Below are 23,500 nucleotides of genomic sequence, written 5' to 3'. Positions count from 1 at the left end.
AGTATGAGTAAGCAGGGTATAATATAAAAGAACTACTTTACATTAAAGTGTGAGGTAGTTTTTCTGTGTTTTAAGAGTATGCCCCGATGGCGCGCGAATGCCAAAGTAAGTACTCCCGCGAGAATCTTTCTCGTGGCGTATATAAGTAAGTAATAAGAATTAATAGATATAAAAGCTACCTTACATTGGTTTTTGAGGTAGTTTTTTTGTTGTTTCTTAGGAGTAAGCTTTTTTAGCGTTAAAATCTCTAATAAGCGCATCAATAGTAATGTATATATGCTCTTTTTCTTTAGGAGTAAGTTTAGAAACTAGCTCAATACGTTTAAGGAGTTCAGTATCTAACGCCAAGCATCACAATGGTGTAACAGGATACTACCAACTTGAAGCTAATAAAGAGTATACCATAACGGTTCCTGTTGATATTAGTCAACTTACAGTACCATTAGAGTTTCGTATATGGCGACCGCGTAAAAAACCAGATTTCAGCACTATAGTAGCTGAAGATGGATTGATAAAAACCACTTTTGTACCAACCAAAACAAGTGTATATCGTTTTACATTCAGAATTAAAAAGAAAAAATATAAAGGAGAAGCACAAACCTTCTATATTAATGAAGTTGCGGTAACCAAACAAGGCAGTGAGGACCATGAAAATGAAATATACGCCACTTCATTTGATAATAATGATAAAGCCCTTTGGAAACCCACCAGTAAAAAGGAAAAAGTAGTTGTAAAAAATGGGCGATTGAAAATAGATGTAGCCAAACATTCAAGAGGAGCTAAGGGGTCGTATCAATTAGAAGGAGGCAGAGACTATGCCATTAGTATTGCGGTAGATAAAACAAAATTTTCAGTACCTTTGGAATTCGGTATCTGGAAAGGAAATAGTAAAGAGTTTGGAACGTTCGTTACCGAAAGCGGAGTAGTAAGTACCATATTTACACCAAAAAGCACGGATAGCTACAGCTTTATCTTTAAATTGAGTAGCCCTGGATATAAAGGAGCAATACAAACCTTGTATATTGATGATGTTCTTATACAAGCAATAGAAGCCCCTGTAGAAGATCCAAGTTTTATTCCTGAAATTGTAGCCTATAATGACTACTATCCTTTTGGTATGCTCGTACCTAACAGGCATGGGCAAGCAGATTCTTATAGATATGGCTTCCAAGGGCAAGAGAAAGACGATGAAGTTAAGGGTGAAGGAAACTCGATTAACTATAAGTTTAGAATGCATGACCCGAGAGTTGGGCGTTTCTTAAGTATTGATCCGTTGTTTGCTAAATATGCACATAACTCGGTTTATGCTTTTTCAGAAAATAGAGTAATTGATGGTATTGAGCTAGAAGGTTTAGAATTTACACCTTACAAGACTAAATATAAAACTAATAAACCTGTATTTATAAAAGGCGGTGGTTCTGTATCGCAGAGGTTTAATAATGCAGTAGATAATATTTTTGGTTTTGTTGCTAATAACACTTTAATTGCGGGATATAATGCTAGTTCTGACGCAATTAATACAGCAGGTAAATTAATTACAGGAGAGTATAATGATGTTACTTTAGGCGAAGTAATTACTAATACTTCTGTATTACTTGATAAAACAAAGGACGAAGTAATTGATTATCATACTACAACTCCAGCAAGTCAACAGCTTAGTGATACATTTGATAAAATAACTACTCTTGATTTTTATGATGCCCCAGCTCAATTACTAATAGCTAAAAAGGTAAATGTTGGTACAAGTAATAGTAAGTTAAGTCCTAGTGGGCGAGCCCAAGGGCTGGCTGCGACAACAGAAAAAACGGTTGAAACTGCTAGTGCTAATGCTAAAAAACCAATCATTTTATTTTCAGTAGTAAAAAACCCAAAAAGAATAATTGGTTTAGGAACAAAGGCAGATCTTTATAAGCATAAGGGTAAGGCAACTACATATTATAACGATGCTTGGTTTAAAAATGGATTAACGAGTGTAGAAAATTATAATGCCGGTGGTGAGATAAAATTCTTTCAAGCGTTTTTCGACGCAGCCAAAAATGCAGATGGAATTAGATTTGATTTGTCTAATTTTAGTTCTAAAAGAAATCTAATAACAGCACGAGAGTTACGTATAATTAAGGACAATAAAGATTTAATGGACAAGACTACTTTTTGGTTAGATGATATTGAGCATGTTTTTAAAGAAGGTGTACTTGTGCCTAAGTCCAAGTAAAATATTAGAAAAATGGAAACAATTATAAATGATGTTGAAAAAGCAAATGCTGTATTAGCTGAATATAAAGGAGCAAAAGTAGTAATGTGGTCTTTCAATAGGTTTCATGAAAAAATAGAATTACTGATAGATTTTGCTAATAATGAATATGTTGTATTTGTAACTCTGATTAGTTGCAAGTGCTATAATGGTGATTTATATTGGTTAGATTCAGAGCTTAGAATATCTACACAGAATGAGTCAGATGATGAATGGATGATTACAAAAATTAGTGATTTAAAATCAGGTTTCTATATTGAATGTTTAGGAGGGTTTGTTTTAAAGAAAGGGTTAGAAAGTGAATTTTCTTTTGATAATCCAGAACTACCAGAATTTCCTCCACACCTTGACGTTTAGTGCTAGCTAGCATAATGGCAAGTTTTAAAGTAAAGGTTAAAAAAGAAACGAGATTATTAGTAGCCCCCCGCTCCCGCTAGTTTACAACTAGTGGCGGTTATGAGTGAGCGGTTACAATGATCAGTTTTCAATTATCAGTTGTCAGTTGTCGGTGATCCCCTGCTCCCCCGCTCCCGCTAGTTTTTAACTAGTGGCGATTGCGAGTAAGCGATATTAGAAGTATAAATATTAAGTTATAAAAAGGAGAAAGCTTTTACAGAGATGTAAAGGTTTTTTTTTGAGTTAGTTTTAAGTTAATCAATATCGTTAAGAACTGTTTTTAAAGAGCTTTTAAGCTTGCGTTTAGAAATAAAGGCATCAAGTATAGTGAAAATAGTTTTTTGTTCTTCTTTGTTAAGGCTATCAATTAAAGAGACTCTTTCCATTAGTGTTTTGTTTAAAGAATGGACTTCTTTTAAATCATTAGAACTGGTAAATAGTTCAGCCATAGTAATACCAAGAGCTTTAGTAATTTTTTCTACAGTAGAAACAGAAGGGTCTGTTTTGCCATTTTCAATACGAGAATATTGAGCAGCCCCCCCGCTCCCGCTAGTTTACAACTAGTGGCGGTTATGAGTGAGCGGTTACAATGATCAGTTTTCAATGATCAGTTTTCAATTATCAGTTGTCAGTTGTCGGTGATCCCCCGAAATTTCATCATCACCATTATGTTTTTATTTTAAGTAATTATTTCTATTTACTAATCTAAAGGCTCCCGCGAGAATGAGCGATAAAGAGTGATGCTACCGCGAGAATCCTTTCTCGTGGCGGGTATGAGTAAGCGGTTACAATGATCAGTTTTCAATTATCAGTTGTCAGTTGTCGGTGATCCCCCGAAATTTCATCATCACCATTATGTTTTTATTTTAAGTAATTATTTCTATTTGCTAATCTAAAGGCTCCCGCGAGAATGAGCGATAAAGAGTGATGCTACCGCGAGAATCCTTTCTCGTGGCGTATATAAGTAAGTAATAAGAATTAATAGATATAAAAGCTACCTTACATTGGTTTTGTGAGGTAGTTTTTTTATGTGATAGATTTAAGTTTTACATTTTTGATAAGAGCATCAAGAGTGTATTGTGAAATGAAACTAACCTTAAGAAGAAAGCATAAAAAACGAATTTTATAAAGAGTTAAGCATCCTTTTCTTTTACTCTAATTTCAAATCATAAAAGACATCCCGGATTGCAAATTTGGGCTGTTTTAGTTATAAAATTTTGGATACGATACTATCTAAACATGCATGTAGTGCGGTGGTTAAATGTTTAAAGGAAAAAAACAATTACCTACGAACGTTTTTTTCCTTTAAAGCTGCAAAATAAATATCGTATTTGGATTATGTTTTTTTGTTTTCGACCACATAAGTTTTGGTAACTTTATCGTAAATATTTTGATTTTTGACATCAAAAAGTAACCATATTACAGGCAGGATAAAATTAGATAAAAAGTTTTTTAGGAATTCTCGTAAGGCACCTTCAAAAAAGTTAGAAAAGTCTTTTCCAGTTGTAGCATCTATAACTTTTATGTTGAGTATTTTATGACCAATGTTACCTGAGAAAAAAGGATAGAAAATTGCTCCTAAACCAAAAGCCACTATACTGTTAAGCAGAACGCTATACAAATTGGTTGGAGCATCTAAAAAAGTATCTACATCTTCACCATATAAAAGATAGTTCAGAAGAAATAATACTACTAAAGAGAATATAAGTTCCAGTAAAAATGCATAGAATCGCTTCTTTTTGGTGGCGATAGTATAATTATAAACTTGTTTTTGATCACTCATAATTGAAATTTTTTTCTAACTTGCTCACTCGGAACTTTACAAGTATTATTGATTATTTTTCTTCTATTTTCTGAAATGATATCATACACCCAATCTTTTAATTGAAGGGGAATGATGGATAGAATAAATCGTATCACTGGATACCGTTTCGTCGTTTTTAAGAACTGATATATTGCGGTAGACTTTAGGTAAACTTGATTGTCAACCATTAAAATAATTGTTTTTTTATTCAGTGCAGTTAGGTTATTTCTAATAATTAAATCGCTACCTATTTCTGATTGGTCAGATATAAATTTGAAATGATTTTTAGTATCTAAGTATGCTAAATAAACGACTGTTTTACTACAAAATCCGCATAGCCCATCGTATATTATGATATTTTTCATTTTTTAAAGTAGTTTACAATACCATCAATCCAAAAAAGAAAGAAAAACAGTTTGAATAATTTAACATAACTAGGAACTTCCATAAAATAAGGGATGAAGCCTAGTAGACCTAAAAAGCCAAGATATTTAAGCATTTTGAACATAGTATTTTGTTTTTAAATTAAACATAAAGCGATTTATTTTTTCGGCTAATTTTTTAAATAAATCATTAGGTAAGAAAAATCCGTATAAAGAGATAAAGAAGATTTCAAAGTCGTAAATCATCATAAAAAAGTAGATCCCTGAATGCAGTAGTATTCCTGAAATTAAAAAAATTATTTTATATCTTTTATCCCATACTAGGAATATAAAAAGTAATTCAAACAATAGTGTAAAATACGTACCCAATGTAGTAATTATGGCATTATCTGAAAGTAAATGACTCACAGGACTTCTAAACCGATCTAAATTCATGATGTAATACAAAGCGGTGCCGTTGAACCAAACATCCGAATGAATTTTATGAATAGAGGAGATGAAATATACATACCCAAGGTGAATACAAATAGAATAAACAGCTAAGTTGGATGCTAAATATGATGTATTGGGTTTGAGATGTTGTTTGTATAAGGTTAGGTGTTCGAAAGACCTTGCAAAACATAAATACAACAAAACAAAAATCATCAAATTATCACCACCATTCAGAATAGGGTAGGTTAAATCTTGTAATATTTTAATAAATAGATATAGAATAAAAACAGTAAGGTTTCTTCCGATACCTAGTATCATAAAAATACAGAGAACAACAATAGACAATAGTAAGATGTGGCTATTGGCAAGAATTATTTCGGAATTGATACCAAAATAATCAAGAAAGATATCTCTGTGTTCAAATAATACTCCGTTACTTAAAAGTATTGACTGACTGCCCCAAATTAGGTATAGTTTTTTGATAATATGCAATCCAAGAAATACTCTAAAAATAGAAAGATACCATGAAAATTGATTGGTACTAGATAAGTTTTGTACTAAATGCTTTAGTTTTCCCATGATGATGTTTTTAAGTTGTAATAGTCTGTTTCAAAAATAAATTGCTCATCTTCGCTATTGTTTTTGTCATTTCTTTTAGAAAAGTTAGGAACAGGAACGGTGGCGTAGATAAACTTCATATTGTAATTTTCGCTTAAGTTTCTATGGCTAGCCAAACTCTTACCGTAGTTGATAATAGTTTTAACCTCATTTAGTTCATGAAGCTCTTTTTTAAAGCCCTTTATAAAGTTATTAAAACAAGTTTCCTCTTTGATTTCATTGCAATTCACATATTTATAATTTCCGTATTGCTCTCTAATCATATCAGCAATATTATTTAAAGAATTTGATAAAATATAGTCAATTACAGAGATGTCATTATTGAATAAATACTGTTCTTTTCTCATTTGATGAATAGGTCCTATAGCTTCCATGACAATGGTGTCTTTGGGACTGGCGAATTTATAGTACAACCTATCATTGAACTTCGGAGGAGGGGCAAAAAACGACCATTTTTGATAGAATACGGAAGAAAACAATTTTTCAAACCGCATGGCTTTTATTTGGAGATAATTTTCAGGAACGGTGAAAAAAATTGTAGTAGCCCAATAAATTATAAAAACAGAAATGATAATGATACTTTTTTTCATAATAGTATATTTACGTAAAACCTACCTGCGAAATGCAGGTAGGAAAGAACTAATTATAAATTATAGTCTGCTAAGCTTGTAATTCATTTCATCAGCTAAACTATCCTGAATATCATCTTCAGCAGATAATATCCAATCTACACCTCTTAAAACCACCTCATAAGCAACAAATTTAGCAGCTTCTTTACCACTTTTATCCCATGCTTTTTTTGCTAATTTTCCAACTGTAGTAATACGAGCAACTTGGGCATTTTCATTCAAAGAGAAGTTAGAAGAATCAAACTGTACAGCAGCAACATTTAAATTTTTTTGGTTTGCGTTAGGTGATTTAAATGAAAACAACGTAAACGATAAGGCAACTGCACAAATTGGGACTAAGATTTTTTTTGATAATTTCATGATTTTTAATTTTAATAGCTCATTTTAGAGGTCTGGAGCGGTTAGTTTTCGACCTAAACTCTTATATTTATTTCAACACATGCTGTACTCATATCGATCTATTATCTTTAATAGTGATTGACTTTTATCGAAATATTTCAGCGATACATTATAAATTTTAATCGATAGTTTCTTACGAGTGTTTCCATTAAAATAAGAGCAACAATGATGAACGCGTATCGGTACCATGTCAACGTTAATCATTGAAAGTTTGATAGACCAAACCTACTACGCTTTGCTAAAATTTTCTCAGAGAAAAATCCTTTTTTAATTCTGTTATTTCCATCAAATTTTTTTAGGGTTTCTCATGATAAAAAGAGGTGAAATCCTTTTATTAGAAGGGTGTTTTTTCGTAATGATGGTAAATAAAAAACCCCGCTAAAAGCGAGGTTTTGTTATGTGTTTATAAATTGTAGAACTCTTTTACAAGTGTATTACTTCATCATATGCATCTGCTACAGCTTCCATAACAGCTTCACTCATGGTTGGGTGTGGATGTATGGCTTTTAATACTTCGTGCCCTGTAGTTTCTAATTTACGTCCTAATACAGCTTCTGCAATCATATCAGTAACACCAGCGCCAATCATATGACAACCTAACCACTCACCATATTTAGCATCAAAAATAACTTTTACAAATCCGTCAGGAGTACCTGCCGCCTTAGCTTTACCAGATGCTGAGAACGGGAATTTTCCTACTTTGATATCATATCCTTGTTCTTTTGCTTTTTCTTCTGTTAGTCCTACAGATGCTATTTCTGGGGTTGCATAGGTACAACCTGGAATGTTTCCGTAATCGATCGCTTCTGTATGCAATCCAGCTAATTTTTCAACGCAAGTAATTCCTTCTGCCGAAGCAACATGTGCTAAAGCAGGACCAGGGGTTACATCACCAATAGCATAGTAACCAGGAATATTAGTTTCATAATAATCTTTTACTAAAATCTTATCTCTATCTGTAATGATACCCACATCTTCTAAACCAATATTTTCGATGTTTGTTTTAATTCCAACAGCAGATAAAACGATATCAGCCTCTAATACAACTTCTCCTTTTTTAGTTTTTACTGTTGCTTTCACTCCTTTACCTGAAGTGTCAACAGATTCAACAGAAGAACTAGTCATTACTTTAATCCCTGCTTTTTTGAAAGAACGCTCCATTTGTTTTGAAACATCTTTATCTTCAATAGGAACGATATTTGGCATGAATTCAACGATGGTTACCTCAGTACCCATAGAATTATAGAAGTGCGCAAATTCTACTCCAATAGCCCCAGAACCAACCACAATCATCGATTTTGGTTGTGTAGGTAAAGTCATTGCCTCGCGGTAACCAATTACTTTTTTTCCATCTTGAGGTAAACTCGGCAATTCACGAGAACGTGCTCCGGTAGCGATGATAATATGATCTGCGGTATATTCAGTTGTTGTACCATTGTTATCGGTAACATCTACCTTTTTACCAGGCTTTATCTTACCAAAACCATTGATCACGTCAATCTTGTTCTTTTTCATTAAAAACTGAACACCTTTGCTCATACCATCGGCAACTCCACGGCTACGTTTAATAACGGCATTGAAATCTTTATCAATAGCTTCCGCTTTTAATCCGTACTCATCAACATGTTTTAGATAGTCATAAACTTGGGCAGACTTTAATAAAGCTTTGGTAGGGATACATCCCCAGTTTAAGCAAATTCCACCTAGACTTTCTTTTTCAACTACAGCGGTTTTAAATCCTAATTGCGATGCTCTAATGGCCGTTACATAACCACCAGGGCCACTTCCAATTACTAGTACGTCGTATTTCATATTGTTGTTTGTTTTACTATTTATAAGATGAAATTTTCCAATATCCCTAGGAAAAACCCCAAGCTTTCAAATTATTTATTTAATAGATTCTCAACTGCGCTCGAACTATTAGTTATTTACATTCGTTCTGGAACTTGAATTCCAAGCAAACGAAATGCTGATTTTATAGTGTCAGCTACCTTTTTAGACAACTGAACTCTAAACACTTTTTTGTCGTTATTTTCTTCTCCTAAAATAGATACGTTTTGATAAAAAGAATTGAACTCTTTTACCAAATCATACGTATAATTAGCAACTATTGCAGGTGAATAGTTGTTGGCTGCTTGCTGAATTACTTCAGGATACAATTCGAGTTGTTTAATTAACTCTTTTTCCTTCTCATGTAATTCAATACCTGTTATTTCTATAGAACAATCGAATTGAGCTTTACGCAATATCGACTGAATTCTAGCATAGGTATATTGTACGAAAGGACCTGTATTTCCTTGAAAGTCTACAGAGGCCTGCGGATCAAACAAAATTCTTTTTTTAGGATCTACTTTTAAAATAAAATATTTTAAAGCACCTAATCCGATAGTTTTATAAAGCACCTCTTTCTCTTCAACTGAGTAGCCTTCTAGTTTTCCTAATTCTTGTGATATTTCACGCGCCGTATTGGTCATTTCGGTCATCAATTCATCCGCATCAACCACGGTACCCTCACGTGATTTCATTTTTCCAGAAGGTAAATCAACCATTCCATAACTTAAATGGTGCAACTGATCAGCCCAAGAATAGCCTAACTTCTTTAAAATTAAAAACAATACCTTAAAGTGATAATCTTGTTCATTTCCTACGGTATATACCATTCCATTCAAATTGGTAAAATCTTTCGAACGTTGAATAGCTGTACCAATGTCTTGTGTCATATATACAGCGGTACCATCAGAGCGTAATACGAGCTTCTCATCTAAGCCGTCATCGGTTAAATCACACCAAACAGAACCATCTTCTTTTTTAAAGAAAACTTTGTTTTTTAAGCCTTCGTCAATAATGTCTTTACCAAGAAGGTAGGTGTCACTTTCATAGTACAATTTATCAAAATCAACACCGATGTTTTCATAAGTTGTGTCGAAACCTTTATAAACCCATCCGTTCATCATTTCCCAAAGACTTACAATGGCTGCATCACCAGCTTCCCATTTGCGTAACATTTGTTGTGCTTCTACAAATAATGGTGCTTGTTTTTTTGCCTCATCCTCAGACATACCCGTAGCCACGAGTTCTTTGATTTCTTCTTTGTATTTCTGATCAAATTTCACATAGTAATTACCTACCAATTTATCTCCTTTTAATCCAGTAGACTCAGGAGTTTCTCCATTTCCATAACGTTGCCATGCTAGCATAGATTTACAGATATGGATACCTCGGTCATTAACAATTTGTGTTTTATAAACTGTATGACCAGCGGCTTTTAAAATTTCAGAAACAGCATACCCTAACAACACATTTCTAACATGACCTAAATGTAGTGGCTTATTCGTATTGGGTGATGAATATTCAACCATGCGAGCATCAATACTGTCTTGAGGAGCGAAACCATAAGTTGCGTTCGATGAAATTTGATTGAAAAAGTTAAGGTAAAAACGGTCATCTACAACCAAGTTTAAAAAGCCTTTAACAACGTTATAACTTCTTATTTCCTCGATATGTTCAACTAAGTATTTCCCTAAATCTTCACCAATTTGAACAGGATTTCCTTTTTTGTACCGTAGCAAAGGGAAAACAACAACTGTTATGTCTCCTTCAAAATCTTTACGAGTTGCTTGAAATTCTACATGCGGAATTTCTACATCATACAAGGCTAAAAAACCCTCTTTTATTTTAGTTTCTATTAAGGTTTGAATATTCATTAATTAGGTAAATTGATGTGCAAAATTACATAAATTATTTGGATGATATTTAAACTCATTATAACAATTTATATAGGTACTTTTGCAATGTGAAAAACTTTTAAAGTTAAATTAGCTAAACACAATTTATAGCAGGCTAATTGGTTGAAAAATAATAGTTTTATATGGTATTCAAATGAAGGATAAAGATTTAGATAATTTACCTAAACTGGCAAAGGAGGCTCTTAAAGAGAATAAAAAGTATTTTCAAAGATTAAAAAAGCGTACCCCAAAAAGACTGGATTTATTGGTGCAAGAAATCCATGAGGAAGAATTTAATCGTACCGATTGTTTGACTTGTGCTAACTGTTGTAAAACAACAAGTCCGATGTTTACTTATAAAGATATAGAACGAATAGCTAAACATTTAAGGATGAAAGTTGCCGATTTTAAAGCGCAATACTTGCAGGTAGATGAAGATGATTTTCACGTGCTTAAAACGGCTCCTTGTTCTTTTTTAGATGAAAGTGATAATACTTGTTTTATTTATGATGTGCGTCCGAAAGCATGTTCTGAATACCCTCATACCAATAGAAAGAAGTTTATTCAATTAGCAAACATTACGATTAAAAATACAGAGGTGTGTCCTGCTACTTATAGAATAGTTGAAGAATTAAAAAAACGTTTACCTCAATAAATCGTTTGATTTTTAACAGGCTGTATCATGATAATAACCACATACTAATATTTTTTTTTATCTTTAGAAAAATTTAGTGTGTGTTGGAAAACCTTGTGAATTATTTTGAAACGATCCCCTCTAGTCATCGTAGTTTAATCTTAGTTGGAGGAATTACCTTTTTCTGGTTATTGGAAAGTGCGGTGCCGTTGTTTAATTTTAAGTATAATAAATGGAAGCACGCCTTCCCTAATTTATTCTTTACAGGAACAACGATAATCATCAATTTTGTATTAGCTTTTTTATTGTTAAAGACCGCAGATTGGGTAGTGGCCAATGATTTTGGACTGATTAATTGGTTGCCTGAAATGTCCTTGTGGTTGTATGTTATTTTAGGAGTGCTTTTTTTAGATTTTTTTGGGGCCTATTTGGCACATTTAGTAGAACATAAAGTAAAACCACTTTGGATGGTTCATTTGGTACACCATTCAGATCATAAAGTAGACACGACTACAGCCAATAGACATCATCCACTAGAGAGCCTGATACGATTTACCTTTACCTTAGCTGGTGTGTTTTTAATAGGTACTCCTATAGCAATTGTTATGTTGTACCAATCTATGTCGTTAGTATTTACGCAACTAACACATGCCAATATTAAAATGCCCAAAAAAATTGACAAGATCCTTAGTTATATTCTAGTGTCTCCGGATATGCATAAAGTGCATCATCACAATCTATTGCCCTATACAGATAGCAATTATGGAAATATATTCTCTATTTGGGATCGCATCTTCGGAACGTACCTAGAACTTGATAGAGAACAGATTATATACGGAGTAGATACTTTTCCTGATGAAACCAAAAACTCCGATTTACTTGAGCTGCTAAAACAGCCATTTCAAGGATACAAAAAACCTACAAACTTAGAAGAAATACAAATAAAATAGAGGTAAAGGCAAGAATCGATTATAGGCTTTATTATTTTTTCATAACTATCGAGAACATCTAGTTGTAGGTTCATATTGTAAATAAGCAATTTATACGATTCCAAAGGATGGTTTTTTTATAAGTTAAGTGATTACAATCAGAAGTATTACTTTTTACCATCGTAGAACTCATAGCTACCGAGCTTATACCTCCATTTAACCAATAGCTTTAATAAGACTTTTCTAAAATGCTAACTTCTATATATGAAATATATAGAGCTTGTGTTGGTTGAAGATAATAAAATATTGATAGAAGGGTATTTATCATTATTTAGATCAGAGAATATAGTAATTAAAAAGGTTTTTTCTAATGAGTTGGATTTTCTTAAATGGATAAAAAGAAATACATCCGATGTAGTACTTCTCGATAATGAAATGCCCAATAGTAACGGGGTAGATGTGTTAAGCTACCTCGTAAAGAATAAAATTTCACAAAAAGTGCTTATCATAAGTGGGTTTTCACCTCGTGAGTATGTTGAAAAAACAAAACAGTTGGGCTGTAAAGGTTACGTGTTAAAAAACCATTTAGATGATATTATAGTAGCGATTAAAACAATTGCAAAAGGAGGGAAGTTCTTTCAGAAAAAAAACAAGAAAGATCCATTGTGAAGGAAGCAGCAGAAAACTAAAAAGAGGGAAAATAAATTTTTATAGCCTGTGCTATTGTGGTATCCTCTGAATAAGAAGATTTGATAAAAAGTAAATTATCTAATAGCATTTGCCATTTTCTTTTACAGTAAATTAAAACAATAACTGGTATAACGAGGAATCTAAGTTGTCACAAATAGTATTAAATAAAATGAATGTTATTTATGAACGAGTACGTATCTGTTAAATCCAAATTATGCAATAGAACTTCATCATGAGAACGGTAAGCCAAATAAAAGCAAATACTTTTTCGCTACGGTTAAATTTAAAAGAACAATGAAGTGGGTGATTTTACAGTGGCTTTATCGTGTAATAGGTTTTCTATTGTGTAATCTGGGATAAAAACTGTCAGTCCGATTTTTTCTTGGTGGATGCCTGCAAAAGCTTTTACTAGAGAAACCATAAAGCTCAACAATGAACTTTTTTCTGCTGAACATCTCCTATAGCATTACCTCAGATTTTTTTATCCGTTTACCCCATAAAACATGTAAAAAAGAAAGCCTCCGAAGAGGCTAACGCTTTTGAACTGAGTATTTATATCGTCTTGCAGACAAATATGTCTAAAGTTAAAAAAATCAAGCTAAAATAATACAGGAAAAATCCTGAAATTCGATGCTGGTAGAAAAAGAGGAAAATAGTAAATAAAATATGCTCCCGTAGGAGCACAAATTATTAACTTTTCTGTAAGACTTCATTATAAAGTCAAACAGAAGGCAAAATTACGAAAAAAGAGGAGAGAGATTAATAGGAAAAATCCTGAAATACAGTTCGATGGCATCTATAAAGAACAATTGCAAAGGGAAGTATTAGCAGAATCAAAGTTGTTTTTGCAATTAGAGTGTTTGTAATTTAGTTCAAAAACGTATTCAAAGCCCTTACTTATGTCTAAGAGTTATCCTCTTAGTATCTAGTTGAATTGTTGCTTAAAAAGTTAAGGAAGGAGAGTGAAAATAGTAGTGATATGGGTGAGTTAAAAGCGTGGTTTTTCATAAATTAAAGTAGAAAAAAAACAATTTATGATAAGTTATATGAAGTGATATAGAAAGTATGCTCCCGAAGGAGCATACAATACTAAATTCCCTATGCTTAAAGCTTTGTAAGCTAACAAACGTGATAAAATTAAAATATTTTTTAGTGAAATTAAACAGGAAAAATCCTGAAATTGAACGTCCATAAACAAATTTATAACAAGTAGTTATTGGGCTGCTAAAAAGGACGATAATTTCCCGTTAAGTTGTATGAGGAAAATGTGTCAAAAAAACATAAACTATTGGTTATATTCCTGTTATAATTAGTGTATTTATATGCTAGTAATAGCGCATGATAAATTTTGAATAAACAAAAACTATTGTGTCGGGTGTAGAACTACCATGGACTATTTATTAGGAAGAATAACTCCTATGGAAAAATGGCACCAAGACAAACGCTTAATTTTCATGCAAAAAATAGTAGCTTAATTAATAATCGAAATTTAAAAGATTACTCTTGTTTTATAGGGGTCAAAACACTAATGTTATCTTAATTTTCTGTTTATTCATTTTTTTCTGAAAATACGATTTAATTTCTCATATAATGTTCTTTTTCTAATCTGTCTTTTCTCTCTCTCATAATTTTATAAATTGAGTCATATTCTTTAACAGAAACTTCTTTGCCAATTTTTGGTTTATTTACTATTTTTTCATCTTGTTTTGGTAGGTTAAATGTTATTTTTTTTAATGTATAAATGAAAACATCGTCTTTTAGTACTATTACTAGGCCAGGAAGACCACAATACCCCAAAGGACCAACTCTATGTGGTAATTTAGGTGAATACCAAGCTATTGTTTCGTTTTTTTTGTTACCCTTACTTTTAAGGATTGCTTTATAACAAGTATAGTTACCAATCTTAATTGTCTCTTTTGTTAATATCCATTCATGATTATTTAAGTTGCTCTTTATATTAAAAACTTCTCCAAATTTTTCTTTATGTTGTACTATTTCTTTTGTTATTAGGTTTACGTATGTTTTTCCTAGAATTTTCGCCTTTATACTTACAAAATCAATTTTTTTACTTTCTCTTTTCAATGCTTTTTCAGCAAAAAATAATGATTTTTCATTTTTGAAAAAGAGTTTAAAATTTATACTGCTTTCTTTTCCGGAATCTTCAAAGATTTTATTTAATGCTTCTTTTTCATTTATTTTTTCAATGTTGTCAAAAGCATAACTTGTCTTTGCCTTATATGTTGCAATTCCTTCATTTTTTTGCGAAAAACAATTGGCACTCGAAATTAAAATAATAAAGAATAATAGATGTTTAGTAATTTTAAATTTTATGAATGTAACCATAACTAATAATGTTTTATGTATTTGTTTATTCTTTTTAAATACTAATTAAATGAGGCTATTTTAAAATATAAAACAGCCTCATAAATCATTTTAATCAATCCAACCCCAATCTAGCGCTATTTCACACAAATCATATATCGCATCTCCAATTTCGTCAATTAATTCATCATTATCGCTTACTTCACGACACTTCATTTTAACCCATTGTTTAGCAGCCCAACATTTTTAGGAAACAATATCCTCTGAAGAACCATTTATCTCTAAAATTCCTTCTAGTAATTCAATTTTTGACATTTCATTCAATGAAACAACATTTTCTTCAGTTATTGATTTTTCAACGTTATCTGCAAATGCAAATGATGTAACTAGCATTAACGCTAGTGTGAAAAATAACTTTTCATAATTTTAAGTTTTTATGAAATTAGCCAACTTTTAAAAAGTTGGGATGGGAAATTTTCGCTTTTTAGGTAATCATTCAATTTTTGATATTTTGTTTATTCTTCTCCATTCAATCGCTTTATAGTGCGTGACTTTTGTTGTTTCCAATTTCAACTTTATTTTTCTGAACCGATGATTATTTTCGCAATATCCCTGTCAAATGGCTACCAACTAGTGTATATACGAAATTGCGCATATTTATCTTTCAAATATAAGTAAATAAGGCTGAGATTAAAAGTGTTTTTAGGGTGGGTTGTATACCTGGTTTTAAGTGTATAATACGATTTACATATACATATTTCGTATATAGGTATTGAATTATTTTAAGTTAGTTTAAGGCATAAAACTTTAGCATAGCCAAGCTATGGTCAAGTTTTATAACGCAAAAATAGCTACAAAAGAAATAATAGATATGCGAAATATTTATTTGTAAATCGTATAACATCTAATTACTGAAATTTCATTGATTTCCCCTTTGTTTATGCTTCTATATGAAATAAGCATGAGTATAATCCCAAAGAATTTATCATGCTAAAAGATAATAATATGTTTACGGATAACCGTTTTATAAACGATTATTGTATTTTACTTACCACAAGTATGTCAAAAAACTTTTCCGCTTTTGGGGAAGGCTACAAAATTTATGACATAAAAAAACACCTTTTTTCAAGGTGTTTTTTGGTAAGTTTATATTTTTGTTTTCTTTTATGAGTTATATTTTTTTGTGCAAATGGATTTCATCAAGAAAATCGATGACTTAGACCTTCTGATTGAACTAACCTAATATGCGAGAAACATAGGTGTTTGGAAAGACAACCTTGAGTCATTTCAGGCTGGACCCATTAATCAATTGGTAAAAGTGTTTAATTCAGAATAAAATTAATTTCTTAAATAAAAAACATCATCTCCTGCATAATTATTAAAGCTTAATAACCCTGATTCATTAATCCGTAAATACAAATTATTTGGATTAACAAAATTACCAGGGTGACTTTCATTATTAGGTTTTATATTAATGAAATCAAGATAATTTCCGTTATGTTTCATTTTGAAATTTAAAACAAGTTCGGTGCTATTGTATGTTTCATGTGAATTTACAGTAAAATCCTTGTTTATTGATAAAATAGTTTTATTCGTTCTCTCTGAGTTATTAGGATTAATATACTCATAATCGTAAAAAGTCCAATTGCCTAAAAGTTTTCTATAATCTTTAATGTCGACAGTATGAAAAAAATCAATAGAACTATCTGCTGGATAGAAAATAATAAGATTTGAACTACCAACAAAATCTAAGTCAGTAGGAGCCCAATTACTTAAAATGTTATCTTCAGTAAAAACATCAACATAATAAGTGGTGTCTTCTAAATTGTCTGATATAGAAATTTTACCAGTACTATCAAAACTACCTGAAAATATTGAGTTGACTTCATTTAAATAATCTTCTTTACTGGAATATACTTTAATTTTAAAGTCTGAAAAATTATAATCATCTGTATACTCTTCACCTAGGTTAAGTTGAATTTTTATAGATTTTTGTTTATTTAGTTCTTCATTATTTGAACAACTGAATAAACAAAAAATTAGGGTGTAAAAAATAATGTTTTTCATTGATGTAATAGTTTTTTTATATTTATAGTAAGGTATCTGTTAATAATTGTAATGAATAGAATAAAATTTTCTTTTCTATCTCGCCAATTTTTGGCGAATATAGCTAAAACTAAAACCACCCTTTGTCTAAAGAATATATTTTTTACTTAACACAAGTATGTCAAAAAACTTTTCTGCTTTTTTAGGTATAAGAGACCTACTCTTATTTTATAATTCGTTTACTTAAATCTTGGAAATAAAGAAACACCTTGAAAAAGGTGCTTGTGATAAGTGTATTATTTTATATACAACAATCATATAGCGTTAGCCTACCGACACGCTATATGCTTAGTTATTGTAACCTGTTTTAATTCAGTTTAAATGTCAATCCAAATGTTGGTCCTATTCCAGAATAAATATTATTAGACTGTTCAGAAGTGATATTATTTGTTGTTATATAAGGAATGATAAATTCAATCCCGAATTTTTCATTAAAGTAATAGTTTCCACCAACCCCAATATTTAGTACTGAAATTCCCCCACTTAGTTCATCGTGTTGATTATTTCTAAAATTGTTATTGTCAGCGTTGTATTTTATTGTACCAAGTCCAAATCCAAATTCAGTAAAAACTCTTAACTTTTTTTTGTTCACAAGATTGTTTCTTAAAGTAGGAATAAAAGAGTATGAATTATAGTAAGAATTAATATTTCCAACAATTAAATCATTCATTGTTGCATAAGAAAAATTTAATTCAATCGAAGTTTTATCTGAAATATAATATCCAATAGTTGGTTTAATAACAAAACCATTTAATCCTGAAGTAAAATCTTGTGAAGATCCAAATAATGGAAGCCCAGAGATTGTTAATTTTAAATCATTTTTTTTGGATTGGCTAAATCCATTTAAAATTCCCAAAGAAATAAATGCGAGTACAAGTAAAGTCTTATTCATTTGTTTTTTTATGTTAAAATAGTTTTACAGATTTGAATCAAGAACTATGCCGTTCATTGTCGAATTGGTTACAACGGGAGTCTTCGCAATAAACTTGTTTTTTTTCATAATCATACAGTGTTTTTTGTTTTATGAATTGGCTTTTTTGGTTTTAGTATCATGTGAAAAGGTATCTAATAAAGCAAATAAAAGGCTCTTGTTTTCTTCGCTTAAAAGGTCAAAACCTTGGAGTCGTTTTGTTATATGTTGGTGAAAAGAAAGTTTCAAAATATCTCTTACTAAATAATCTAATGAAACTTCAAATACATCTTCAATGTTTTTTACGGTATCTATAGAAGAATTCGTTTCGTTATGCGCGTATTTACTAATAACTTCATAAGAATCACTAACCTTTTTAGCTAACTCACTTTGTGATAAGTCTTTTGGTTTGAGTAGCTCTGTTACTTTAATCATGATTAATTACAAAAACATACAACGATACATTGATTTTGCAAATATAAGGCGGAAAATAAGTGAAAAATGATGATAATTGTTGTTCAAAGTTTTGTGATTTCAAAAGAATTTTCGGTCTAATTGGAGTAAAACTACTGAGAACGAAGTTAGTGAACCTAGTTTTGATTATATTTGGCTCTAAAAGTTGTTTTAAAGGGTATTTAGACTTGATTATTGAAAATTTTAGAAAAATAAAATTGCGTTATGTTCAGAAGTATTTTCTGAAATCCATCAAGAAACACATAAGCTGTTATTTAATTATAAATAGAGTTGGTACGCAGGTTCATATCAGGCATAAACTTGGAAACAATAGTGTAACGAGAAAAATAAAATATATAAATTAATCTATATGATTGCCAACCTATAAACCTAAAATGTTCTAACTATTCCAGTAACTATCTCTTCTACAACATGTATTTGTTTTCTTTTTTAATGCAGAGGTGTTTTTTATGGAGTTAGGTTAATGAATTGATTGAGTATTGAATGTGAATACATGGGCGTGGTGATTTGAAAATAATAAATAATGAAAAACTCTAGACTTACATCAATTAACAGGTTATTAAATACAGGAGTAATATTGATTCTTACAGCGCTTGTAGTACTCGTTTTTGCGAGTTTAGAACGAAGTGTTAATGGCGATTTTTTTGAGGATAGTGGAGCCTTTTTCATTAATTATATTTTGAGTGTTTTATATTTTCTAGTTGTACTGATTAATAATAGACCGTTTTTTAAATTCGGACAAATCGATAAGAGATTAATTATCATTTGCTTGATTCTTTTTTCTATTAGTTCTTTTACATTAAATAATTCCGTGGTAATATTTGCTCAATTTACACTTTGGGTTAAAGTATACTTAGTTCTTTTTTACAGTGCTTTTTTAGGAATAATCTATATAGAAAAGATACCTAAAGTACTTAGATACTGTGTGTATTTCTTTCTTGGGGCAGGAATAGTAATGACAACATATTTTGCAGCTTATTTGGCTCCTATGTGTCATATTGGAATAATCGGTTTGATATTTTTTGGTTTATCGATTCATTTATTAGTGCCTTTCTTGACAACAATGGCAGTGATTATTATATACTTTAAATTACATAAATCGAAGACAGAGAAAGCATTATTTTTTTCAGGGTTGTTTATTCCAGTTATAATAGCGGTTATTTTTTTATTTCAATGGAGTAATTTCAAAAATGAAATTCATAAATCAACTTCATCAGTAATAACAAGACCCGATAATACTTTACCTGAATGGGTGTTACTTTGTCAAGATATGCCAACAGATAAGTTTTCTCAGAAGATAATTAAAGGGAATCTTACCTATGATACATTTAAAGACTTTTGGAGAGGGTGGGACAATACAATGTTTGATGATGTAAAGAGACATGATCCATTAGTAAACATAGGAATAGCATTTTTAGGAGATATAAATTTAGATAGAAAGACTAGAGTAAAAATATTAAAATCGCAATTTAATGCAAGGCATTTGGCTCAGAGAAAATTATGGTCAGGAAGAGATTTAGGTACAATTGAGGTGTTAAATAACATCAAAGTTTTCCCTGATTATCGATTGGCTTATTCCGAAAAAATTATAACAGTAAAGAATTTCAGTCAATGGGAAAACAATCAACAAGAAGCCGCTTTTACTTTTTATTTACCCGATGGTTCTGTAGCTACTTCTTTGTCTCTTTGGATTGATGGAAAAGAAGAAAAATCACGTTTAACGACAAAATCTAAAGCTGATAGTGCCTATGTAAGAATTGTTGGTGTTGAAAGAAAAGATCCCGCTTTGTTACATTGGCAAGAAGGAAATACTTTAACAGTAACGGTTTTTCCTTGTACCCCTAAAGAAAATAGAAGGTTTAAAATAGGAATAACAACACCGCTTGAAAAGGTTGATGACATTTTAAAACTAAAAAATGTTTATTTTGACGGTCCAGTTGCTCATGACATTATAGAAACAAGTCAGGTTGTATTTGAATCAGAAAATGATATTGAAAATATCATGATTCCTAAAGGATTCAAAAAAGGATTAGAGAACAGTTTTACATACAATGGAAAGTTCAAACCTTATTGGGAAGTATCATGTAAAACGACTGAACTTTCGAAAAATAAATTCTCTTTTAAACAGTATTCATATTCCATAAAGGAAGGTGATAAACAATTCTATGATTTCGATCCCGATATCATATATTTAGATATTAATAAAAGCTGGTCGGAAAAAGAATTTAACAATATTCTTACGCTGTTACCGGAAAAGCAATTTTATGTATATCATGATAAACTGATAAAGGTTAATAAGGTTAATGCGTCTGAGTTGTTTAAAATTATTGGTAAAAAGAACTTTAGTTTATTTCCATTTAACGAAATACCCGATTGGAGAAATTCTCTCGTAATATCAAAATCTACTGAACTTTCTCCAAATTTAGCTGATTTAGAAGGTTCTAAGTTTTTAGATAAACTTATTGCAAAAATAAACGAAATTGATGAAAAGGTTAACCTATATCAAATAGGTAAAGTAACATCACCATACCTTAAGTCATTAAAGGAGTTCCAAATAATAAATTTTCATTCTGGAAAACTGTCTGAATTAAAAGAGATAATCAATAAAAAACACTTTTATCAATATAATACTGATACGTCAAAGATAAACCTTGATATAGCTGGGATAAGTATCAGTAAGGATACAACCCAAGCTCAATCAAAAGCGCCAGAACACTTGTTAAGGCTTTTTGCATACAATGCATTAATGAAACAAATGGGACGAAATTATTTTAATAAAAACAACGATAATATTAATAATTTGGTAGAGCTTGCCAATGAAGCTTTTATTGTTAGCCCAGTTTCAAGTTTAATTGTATTGGAAACCAAAAGAGATTATGAGAGATTTGATATTCCTGAAAATGAAAATAGTCTTAAAAATGCATCTCTAAAGTCTTCTGGGGCTGTTCCTGAGCCTGAGGAATGGCTACTCATAGTTTTATTTGTTGGAATTCTAACATTCTTATTTCTCAAGAAAAAGAAATTACACGTTGTAAAATGGAAATAAGTTTTAAAACGTTACTTAAGAATAGAGTATTTGTAACGATTGCTTTAGTTTTCATTTTTATTCTGTTAACATTTCAAAAGCTTGTTTTTTATGTGAAATTTGATTTTAATTTTCTTTTATTACTGATGGTTTTACCGTTTGTAATGAAGCAACAAAATAATGAAAAGTCAATACGCTATGGTATTATAGCGGTTGTTTTGTTGCTTTTGTTTCCATTCCTGAAGCTTAGTTCCATATATTTTTTTGCACTTATTTGCACCTTATTCTTTATTTATGAATATCAATTTGGTAAATTAGATTCCGTCCCATTATTTTTTGTAATTATAATTTCACCAGTGGCAATTTTCTTGTCTGAAGTAGTTGGCTTTGAAATACGGTTGTGGTTAACAAAAATAGCAGCTAATATGCTACAGTATTTTAATAATGACTATGGCTATTCGGGTAACATTATTCTAATTGGGGAAAATGAATTTCACGTTGATACAGAATGTATGGGGTTGAAAATGGTTTTATTATCAATGTTTATAACACTCATATTTATATCCTATCAACAACAAAAAAATAAAGGTCAGATACATATATTTTTTCTGGTATTGTCTTTGTTAATTTCTAATGCTCTGGTGGTGATTTCAAATTTAGTTAGGATTGTATTAATTACTTTGTTTCAATCATCAACTGAAGCATTTTCACATGAACTAATTGGTGTCATTTGTTTCATAGTGTATGTTGTTTTACCATTATGGTTTATGATAAGGGCAATTCCTCTTAAGTATGCAGTGAATACTTACAAAACCTATTCAGGTTCAAATAAGGTTGTCTTTATATCATTTGTACTTGTATTAATGTTTCTTTTTGCTCTTTATCGTTTTACCAGTATTGGTTCAAATAATAAGGTTAAACCCGATACAGCTTTACATCATAATTTCACTAAAGATTTCACTAGCTCAATAGAGGAGCACAATGTTTTAAAACTAACAAATGAAAATTATTTGATTTACATAAAACCAGGAACAAGCTTTTATTCAGCTGACCATTCGCCTATAATTTGTTGGAGAGGGAGTGGGTATGAGGTGATAAAGGAGCAGATAATTTGTACTCCAAACAATAAAGTATATTATGGTGAACTTAAAAAAGATAATGATCTTTTGTATTCAACTTGGTGGTATGATTCAGGAAATGATAAAACGATCTCACAATATAAATGGCGTGTAGAAAATTTAATAAATGGCCATCGTTATCACCTAATAAATGTGATAAGTGATCATCGAGAGAATTTGCTTATAAAAACGGATGAATTATTGTCAGAAAATATTTTTCATGAAATAGAGTAATTGGCAAATCATAGAATTTATAGTACGTTGGTCTCTAAAACAGGTGTATTGTTTTATATATGATTCCTTGTATTATTAATAAAATCAACTATTTCTAGTTCGTCAAAAACAGTATTCAAAGGAGAATTTTGTCAAAATTGAATAAAATTAAAGACTATGATCAGCCTAGTCTTTGGTTTGTGCTTGTAAAGTAACTTACTTAGATTGTAGAAATTATACCACACCAAACATCTTAGTTATTAGGAAAATAGTAATTTTTGGAAATCGACAAAAACAAAATACTTTGAACTAGCAATGGAGAAAGTAACAGGTTTCAACTTAGATGAATTCTTTAATAAGTGGGGTTACAAAAAAGAAAGACAACAAACATATCCTCCGTTAGATCACTAGGTCATTTGCAAAGGTAGATACAATGAGGTAA

20 protein-coding genes and 1 pseudogene are annotated in these 23,500 nt (G+C 30.8%); 7 read left to right on the top strand and 14 right to left on the bottom strand.

The genetic code is table 11. The annotated features are described in order from the left end of the window. The first annotated feature begins 268 nt into the window (after positions 1–268). Positions 269–2,212 carry an RHS repeat domain-containing protein gene (locus AC2TDS_RS02835; RefSeq protein WP_484737617.1) on the top strand — a complete coding sequence of 648 codons (1,944 nt, stop codon included), beginning with the start codon at positions 269–271 and terminating at the stop codon, positions 2,210–2,212. 12 nt (positions 2,213–2,224) lie between these two features. Further along, positions 2,225–2,608, top strand: coding sequence for a hypothetical protein (locus AC2TDS_RS02830; RefSeq protein WP_484737616.1), 384 nt, complete (start codon positions 2,225–2,227; stop codon positions 2,606–2,608). 293 nt (positions 2,609–2,901) lie between these two features. Here AC2TDS_RS02830 and AC2TDS_RS02825 read toward each other — a convergent pair whose 3' ends face one another. From AC2TDS_RS02825 to argS, 9 genes and pseudogenes are all read right to left on the bottom strand, one after another. Continuing rightward, positions 2,902–3,096, bottom strand: a complete 195-nt coding sequence (locus AC2TDS_RS02825; RefSeq protein WP_484735489.1) for a hypothetical protein — start codon at positions 3,094–3,096, stop codon at positions 2,902–2,904. Then, positions 3,097–3,168, bottom strand: a pseudogene (locus AC2TDS_RS02820) (helix-turn-helix domain-containing protein); the annotation flags it as partial. A gap of 815 nt (positions 3,169–3,983) precedes the next feature. Beyond that, entirely contained in the window at positions 3,984–4,430 is a 447-nt protein-coding gene (locus AC2TDS_RS02815) for an RDD family protein (protein WP_484737615.1), read from the bottom strand. Then, complete coding sequence (locus tag AC2TDS_RS02810) at positions 4,427–4,816, bottom strand: thiol-disulfide oxidoreductase DCC family protein (RefSeq protein WP_484737614.1); 390 nt, start codon at positions 4,814–4,816, stop codon at positions 4,427–4,429. The genes AC2TDS_RS02815 and AC2TDS_RS02810 overlap by 4 nt, the downstream gene beginning before the upstream one ends. 126 nt (positions 4,817–4,942) lie before the next feature. Continuing rightward, positions 4,943–5,845 (bottom strand): HTTM domain-containing protein, encoded by a 903-nt coding sequence (locus AC2TDS_RS02805; RefSeq protein ID WP_484737613.1) that lies wholly within the window; start codon positions 5,843–5,845, stop codon positions 4,943–4,945. Then, positions 5,833–6,474 (bottom strand): hypothetical protein, encoded by a 642-nt coding sequence (locus AC2TDS_RS02800; RefSeq protein WP_484737612.1) that lies wholly within the window; start codon positions 6,472–6,474, stop codon positions 5,833–5,835. The genes AC2TDS_RS02805 and AC2TDS_RS02800 overlap by 13 nt, the downstream gene beginning before the upstream one ends. Positions 6,475–6,534: 60 nt before the next feature. Then, positions 6,535–6,873 (bottom strand): hypothetical protein, encoded by a 339-nt coding sequence (locus AC2TDS_RS02795; RefSeq protein WP_484737611.1) that lies wholly within the window; start codon positions 6,871–6,873, stop codon positions 6,535–6,537. Positions 6,874–7,335: 462 nt separating this feature from the next. Then, positions 7,336–8,724 (bottom strand): dihydrolipoyl dehydrogenase, encoded by a 1,389-nt coding sequence (gene lpdA / locus AC2TDS_RS02790; RefSeq protein ID WP_484737610.1) that lies wholly within the window; start codon positions 8,722–8,724, stop codon positions 7,336–7,338. Positions 8,725–8,840: 116 nt separating this feature from the next. Then, complete coding sequence (gene argS / locus AC2TDS_RS02785; RefSeq protein ID WP_484737609.1) at positions 8,841–10,616, bottom strand: arginine--tRNA ligase; 1,776 nt, start codon at positions 10,614–10,616, stop codon at positions 8,841–8,843. Between the two features lie 175 nt (positions 10,617–10,791). On the opposite strand from argS, the gene AC2TDS_RS02780 reads away from it, so the two are divergent. The 3 genes from AC2TDS_RS02780 (at position 10,792) to AC2TDS_RS02770 (ending at position 12,869) form a co-directional block, all read left to right on the top strand. Continuing rightward, positions 10,792–11,292, top strand: a complete 501-nt coding sequence (locus AC2TDS_RS02780) for a YkgJ family cysteine cluster protein (RefSeq protein WP_484737608.1) — start codon at positions 10,792–10,794, stop codon at positions 11,290–11,292. An 83-nt stretch (positions 11,293–11,375) separates the two neighbouring features. Further along, positions 11,376–12,221, top strand: coding sequence for a sterol desaturase family protein (locus tag AC2TDS_RS02775; RefSeq protein ID WP_484738913.1), 846 nt, complete (start codon positions 11,376–11,378; stop codon positions 12,219–12,221). A gap of 243 nt (positions 12,222–12,464) precedes the next feature. Beyond that, on the top strand, positions 12,465–12,869 hold the full coding sequence (locus AC2TDS_RS02770; protein ID WP_484737607.1) for a response regulator: 405 nt from the start codon (positions 12,465–12,467) through the stop codon (positions 12,867–12,869). 1,596 nt (positions 12,870–14,465) lie between these two features. On the opposite strand, the gene AC2TDS_RS02765 is transcribed toward AC2TDS_RS02770, so the two are convergent. From AC2TDS_RS02765 to AC2TDS_RS02745, 5 genes are all read right to left on the bottom strand, one after another. Continuing rightward, positions 14,466–15,233, bottom strand: coding sequence for a GLPGLI family protein (locus AC2TDS_RS02765; protein WP_484737606.1), 768 nt, complete (start codon positions 15,231–15,233; stop codon positions 14,466–14,468). A gap of 225 nt (positions 15,234–15,458) precedes the next feature. Then, complete coding sequence (locus AC2TDS_RS02760; RefSeq protein WP_484737605.1) at positions 15,459–15,605, bottom strand: hypothetical protein; 147 nt, start codon at positions 15,603–15,605, stop codon at positions 15,459–15,461. 945 nt (positions 15,606–16,550) lie between these two features. After that, positions 16,551–17,279: a hypothetical protein gene (locus AC2TDS_RS02755; RefSeq protein WP_484737604.1), complete on the bottom strand. Its 729-nt coding sequence runs from the start codon at positions 17,277–17,279 to the stop codon at positions 16,551–16,553. A gap of 346 nt (positions 17,280–17,625) precedes the next feature. Beyond that, positions 17,626–18,210, bottom strand: a complete 585-nt coding sequence (locus AC2TDS_RS02750; protein ID WP_484737603.1) for a hypothetical protein — start codon at positions 18,208–18,210, stop codon at positions 17,626–17,628. Positions 18,211–18,339: 129 nt separating this feature from the next. Next, positions 18,340–18,663: a helix-turn-helix domain-containing protein gene (locus AC2TDS_RS02745; RefSeq protein WP_484737602.1), complete on the bottom strand. Its 324-nt coding sequence runs from the start codon at positions 18,661–18,663 to the stop codon at positions 18,340–18,342. 562 nt (positions 18,664–19,225) lie between these two features. On the opposite strand from AC2TDS_RS02745, the gene AC2TDS_RS02740 reads away from it, so the two are divergent. Both AC2TDS_RS02740 and xrtN read left to right on the top strand, forming a co-directional pair. Continuing rightward, complete coding sequence (locus AC2TDS_RS02740) at positions 19,226–21,748, top strand: XrtN-dependent VIT domain-containing protein (RefSeq protein WP_484737601.1); 2,523 nt, start codon at positions 19,226–19,228, stop codon at positions 21,746–21,748. After that, the gene (gene xrtN / locus AC2TDS_RS02735) at positions 21,664–23,079 is read left to right on the top strand and encodes an exosortase N (protein ID WP_484737600.1); all 1,416 of its coding nucleotides are present in this window, start codon (positions 21,664–21,666) and stop codon (positions 23,077–23,079) included. Before AC2TDS_RS02740 ends, xrtN begins: the two co-directional genes overlap by 85 nt. Positions 23,080–23,500: the final 421 nt, after the last annotated feature.

The organism is Tenacibaculum profundicola (genome assembly GCF_057220795.1).
This window is presented reverse-complemented; position numbering and strand designations above follow the sequence as displayed.

Excerpts from the sequence above, each read along its gene's own strand:
- AC2TDS_RS02805 (WP_484737613.1), bottom strand. The coding sequence starts at position 5,845 with ATGGGAAAACTAAAGCATTTAGTACAAAACTTATCTAGTACCAATCAA.
- AC2TDS_RS02825 (WP_484735489.1), bottom strand. The coding sequence starts at position 3,096 with ATGGCTGAACTATTTACCAGTTCTAATGATTTAAAAGAAGTCCATTCT.
- AC2TDS_RS02795 (WP_484737611.1), bottom strand. The coding sequence starts at position 6,873 with ATGAAATTATCAAAAAAAATCTTAGTCCCAATTTGTGCAGTTGCCTTA.
- AC2TDS_RS02750 (WP_484737603.1), bottom strand. The coding sequence starts at position 18,210 with ATGAATAAGACTTTACTTGTACTCGCATTTATTTCTTTGGGAATTTTA.
- xrtN (WP_484737600.1), top strand. The coding sequence starts at position 21,664 with ATGGCTACTCATAGTTTTATTTGTTGGAATTCTAACATTCTTATTTCT.
- AC2TDS_RS02770 (WP_484737607.1), top strand. The coding sequence starts at position 12,465 with ATGAAATATATAGAGCTTGTGTTGGTTGAAGATAATAAAATATTGATA.
- AC2TDS_RS02815 (WP_484737615.1), bottom strand. The coding sequence starts at position 4,430 with ATGAGTGATCAAAAACAAGTTTATAATTATACTATCGCCACCAAAAAG.
- argS (WP_484737609.1), bottom strand. The coding sequence starts at position 10,616 with ATGAATATTCAAACCTTAATAGAAACTAAAATAAAAGAGGGTTTTTTA.
- AC2TDS_RS02745 (WP_484737602.1), bottom strand. The coding sequence starts at position 18,663 with ATGATTAAAGTAACAGAGCTACTCAAACCAAAAGACTTATCACAAAGT.
- AC2TDS_RS02760 (WP_484737605.1), bottom strand. The coding sequence starts at position 15,605 with ATGCTAGTTACATCATTTGCATTTGCAGATAACGTTGAAAAATCAATA.
- AC2TDS_RS02835 (WP_484737617.1), top strand. The coding sequence starts at position 269 with ATGTATATATGCTCTTTTTCTTTAGGAGTAAGTTTAGAAACTAGCTCA.
- lpdA (WP_484737610.1), bottom strand. The coding sequence starts at position 8,724 with ATGAAATACGACGTACTAGTAATTGGAAGTGGCCCTGGTGGTTATGTA.
- AC2TDS_RS02740 (WP_484737601.1), top strand. The coding sequence starts at position 19,226 with ATGAAAAACTCTAGACTTACATCAATTAACAGGTTATTAAATACAGGA.
- AC2TDS_RS02755 (WP_484737604.1), bottom strand. The coding sequence starts at position 17,279 with ATGAAAAACATTATTTTTTACACCCTAATTTTTTGTTTATTCAGTTGT.
- AC2TDS_RS02780 (WP_484737608.1), top strand. The coding sequence starts at position 10,792 with ATGAAGGATAAAGATTTAGATAATTTACCTAAACTGGCAAAGGAGGCT.
- AC2TDS_RS02810 (WP_484737614.1), bottom strand. The coding sequence starts at position 4,816 with ATGAAAAATATCATAATATACGATGGGCTATGCGGATTTTGTAGTAAA.
- AC2TDS_RS02800 (WP_484737612.1), bottom strand. The coding sequence starts at position 6,474 with ATGAAAAAAAGTATCATTATCATTTCTGTTTTTATAATTTATTGGGCT.
- AC2TDS_RS02830 (WP_484737616.1), top strand. The coding sequence starts at position 2,225 with ATGGAAACAATTATAAATGATGTTGAAAAAGCAAATGCTGTATTAGCT.
- AC2TDS_RS02765 (WP_484737606.1), bottom strand. The coding sequence starts at position 15,233 with ATGGTTACATTCATAAAATTTAAAATTACTAAACATCTATTATTCTTT.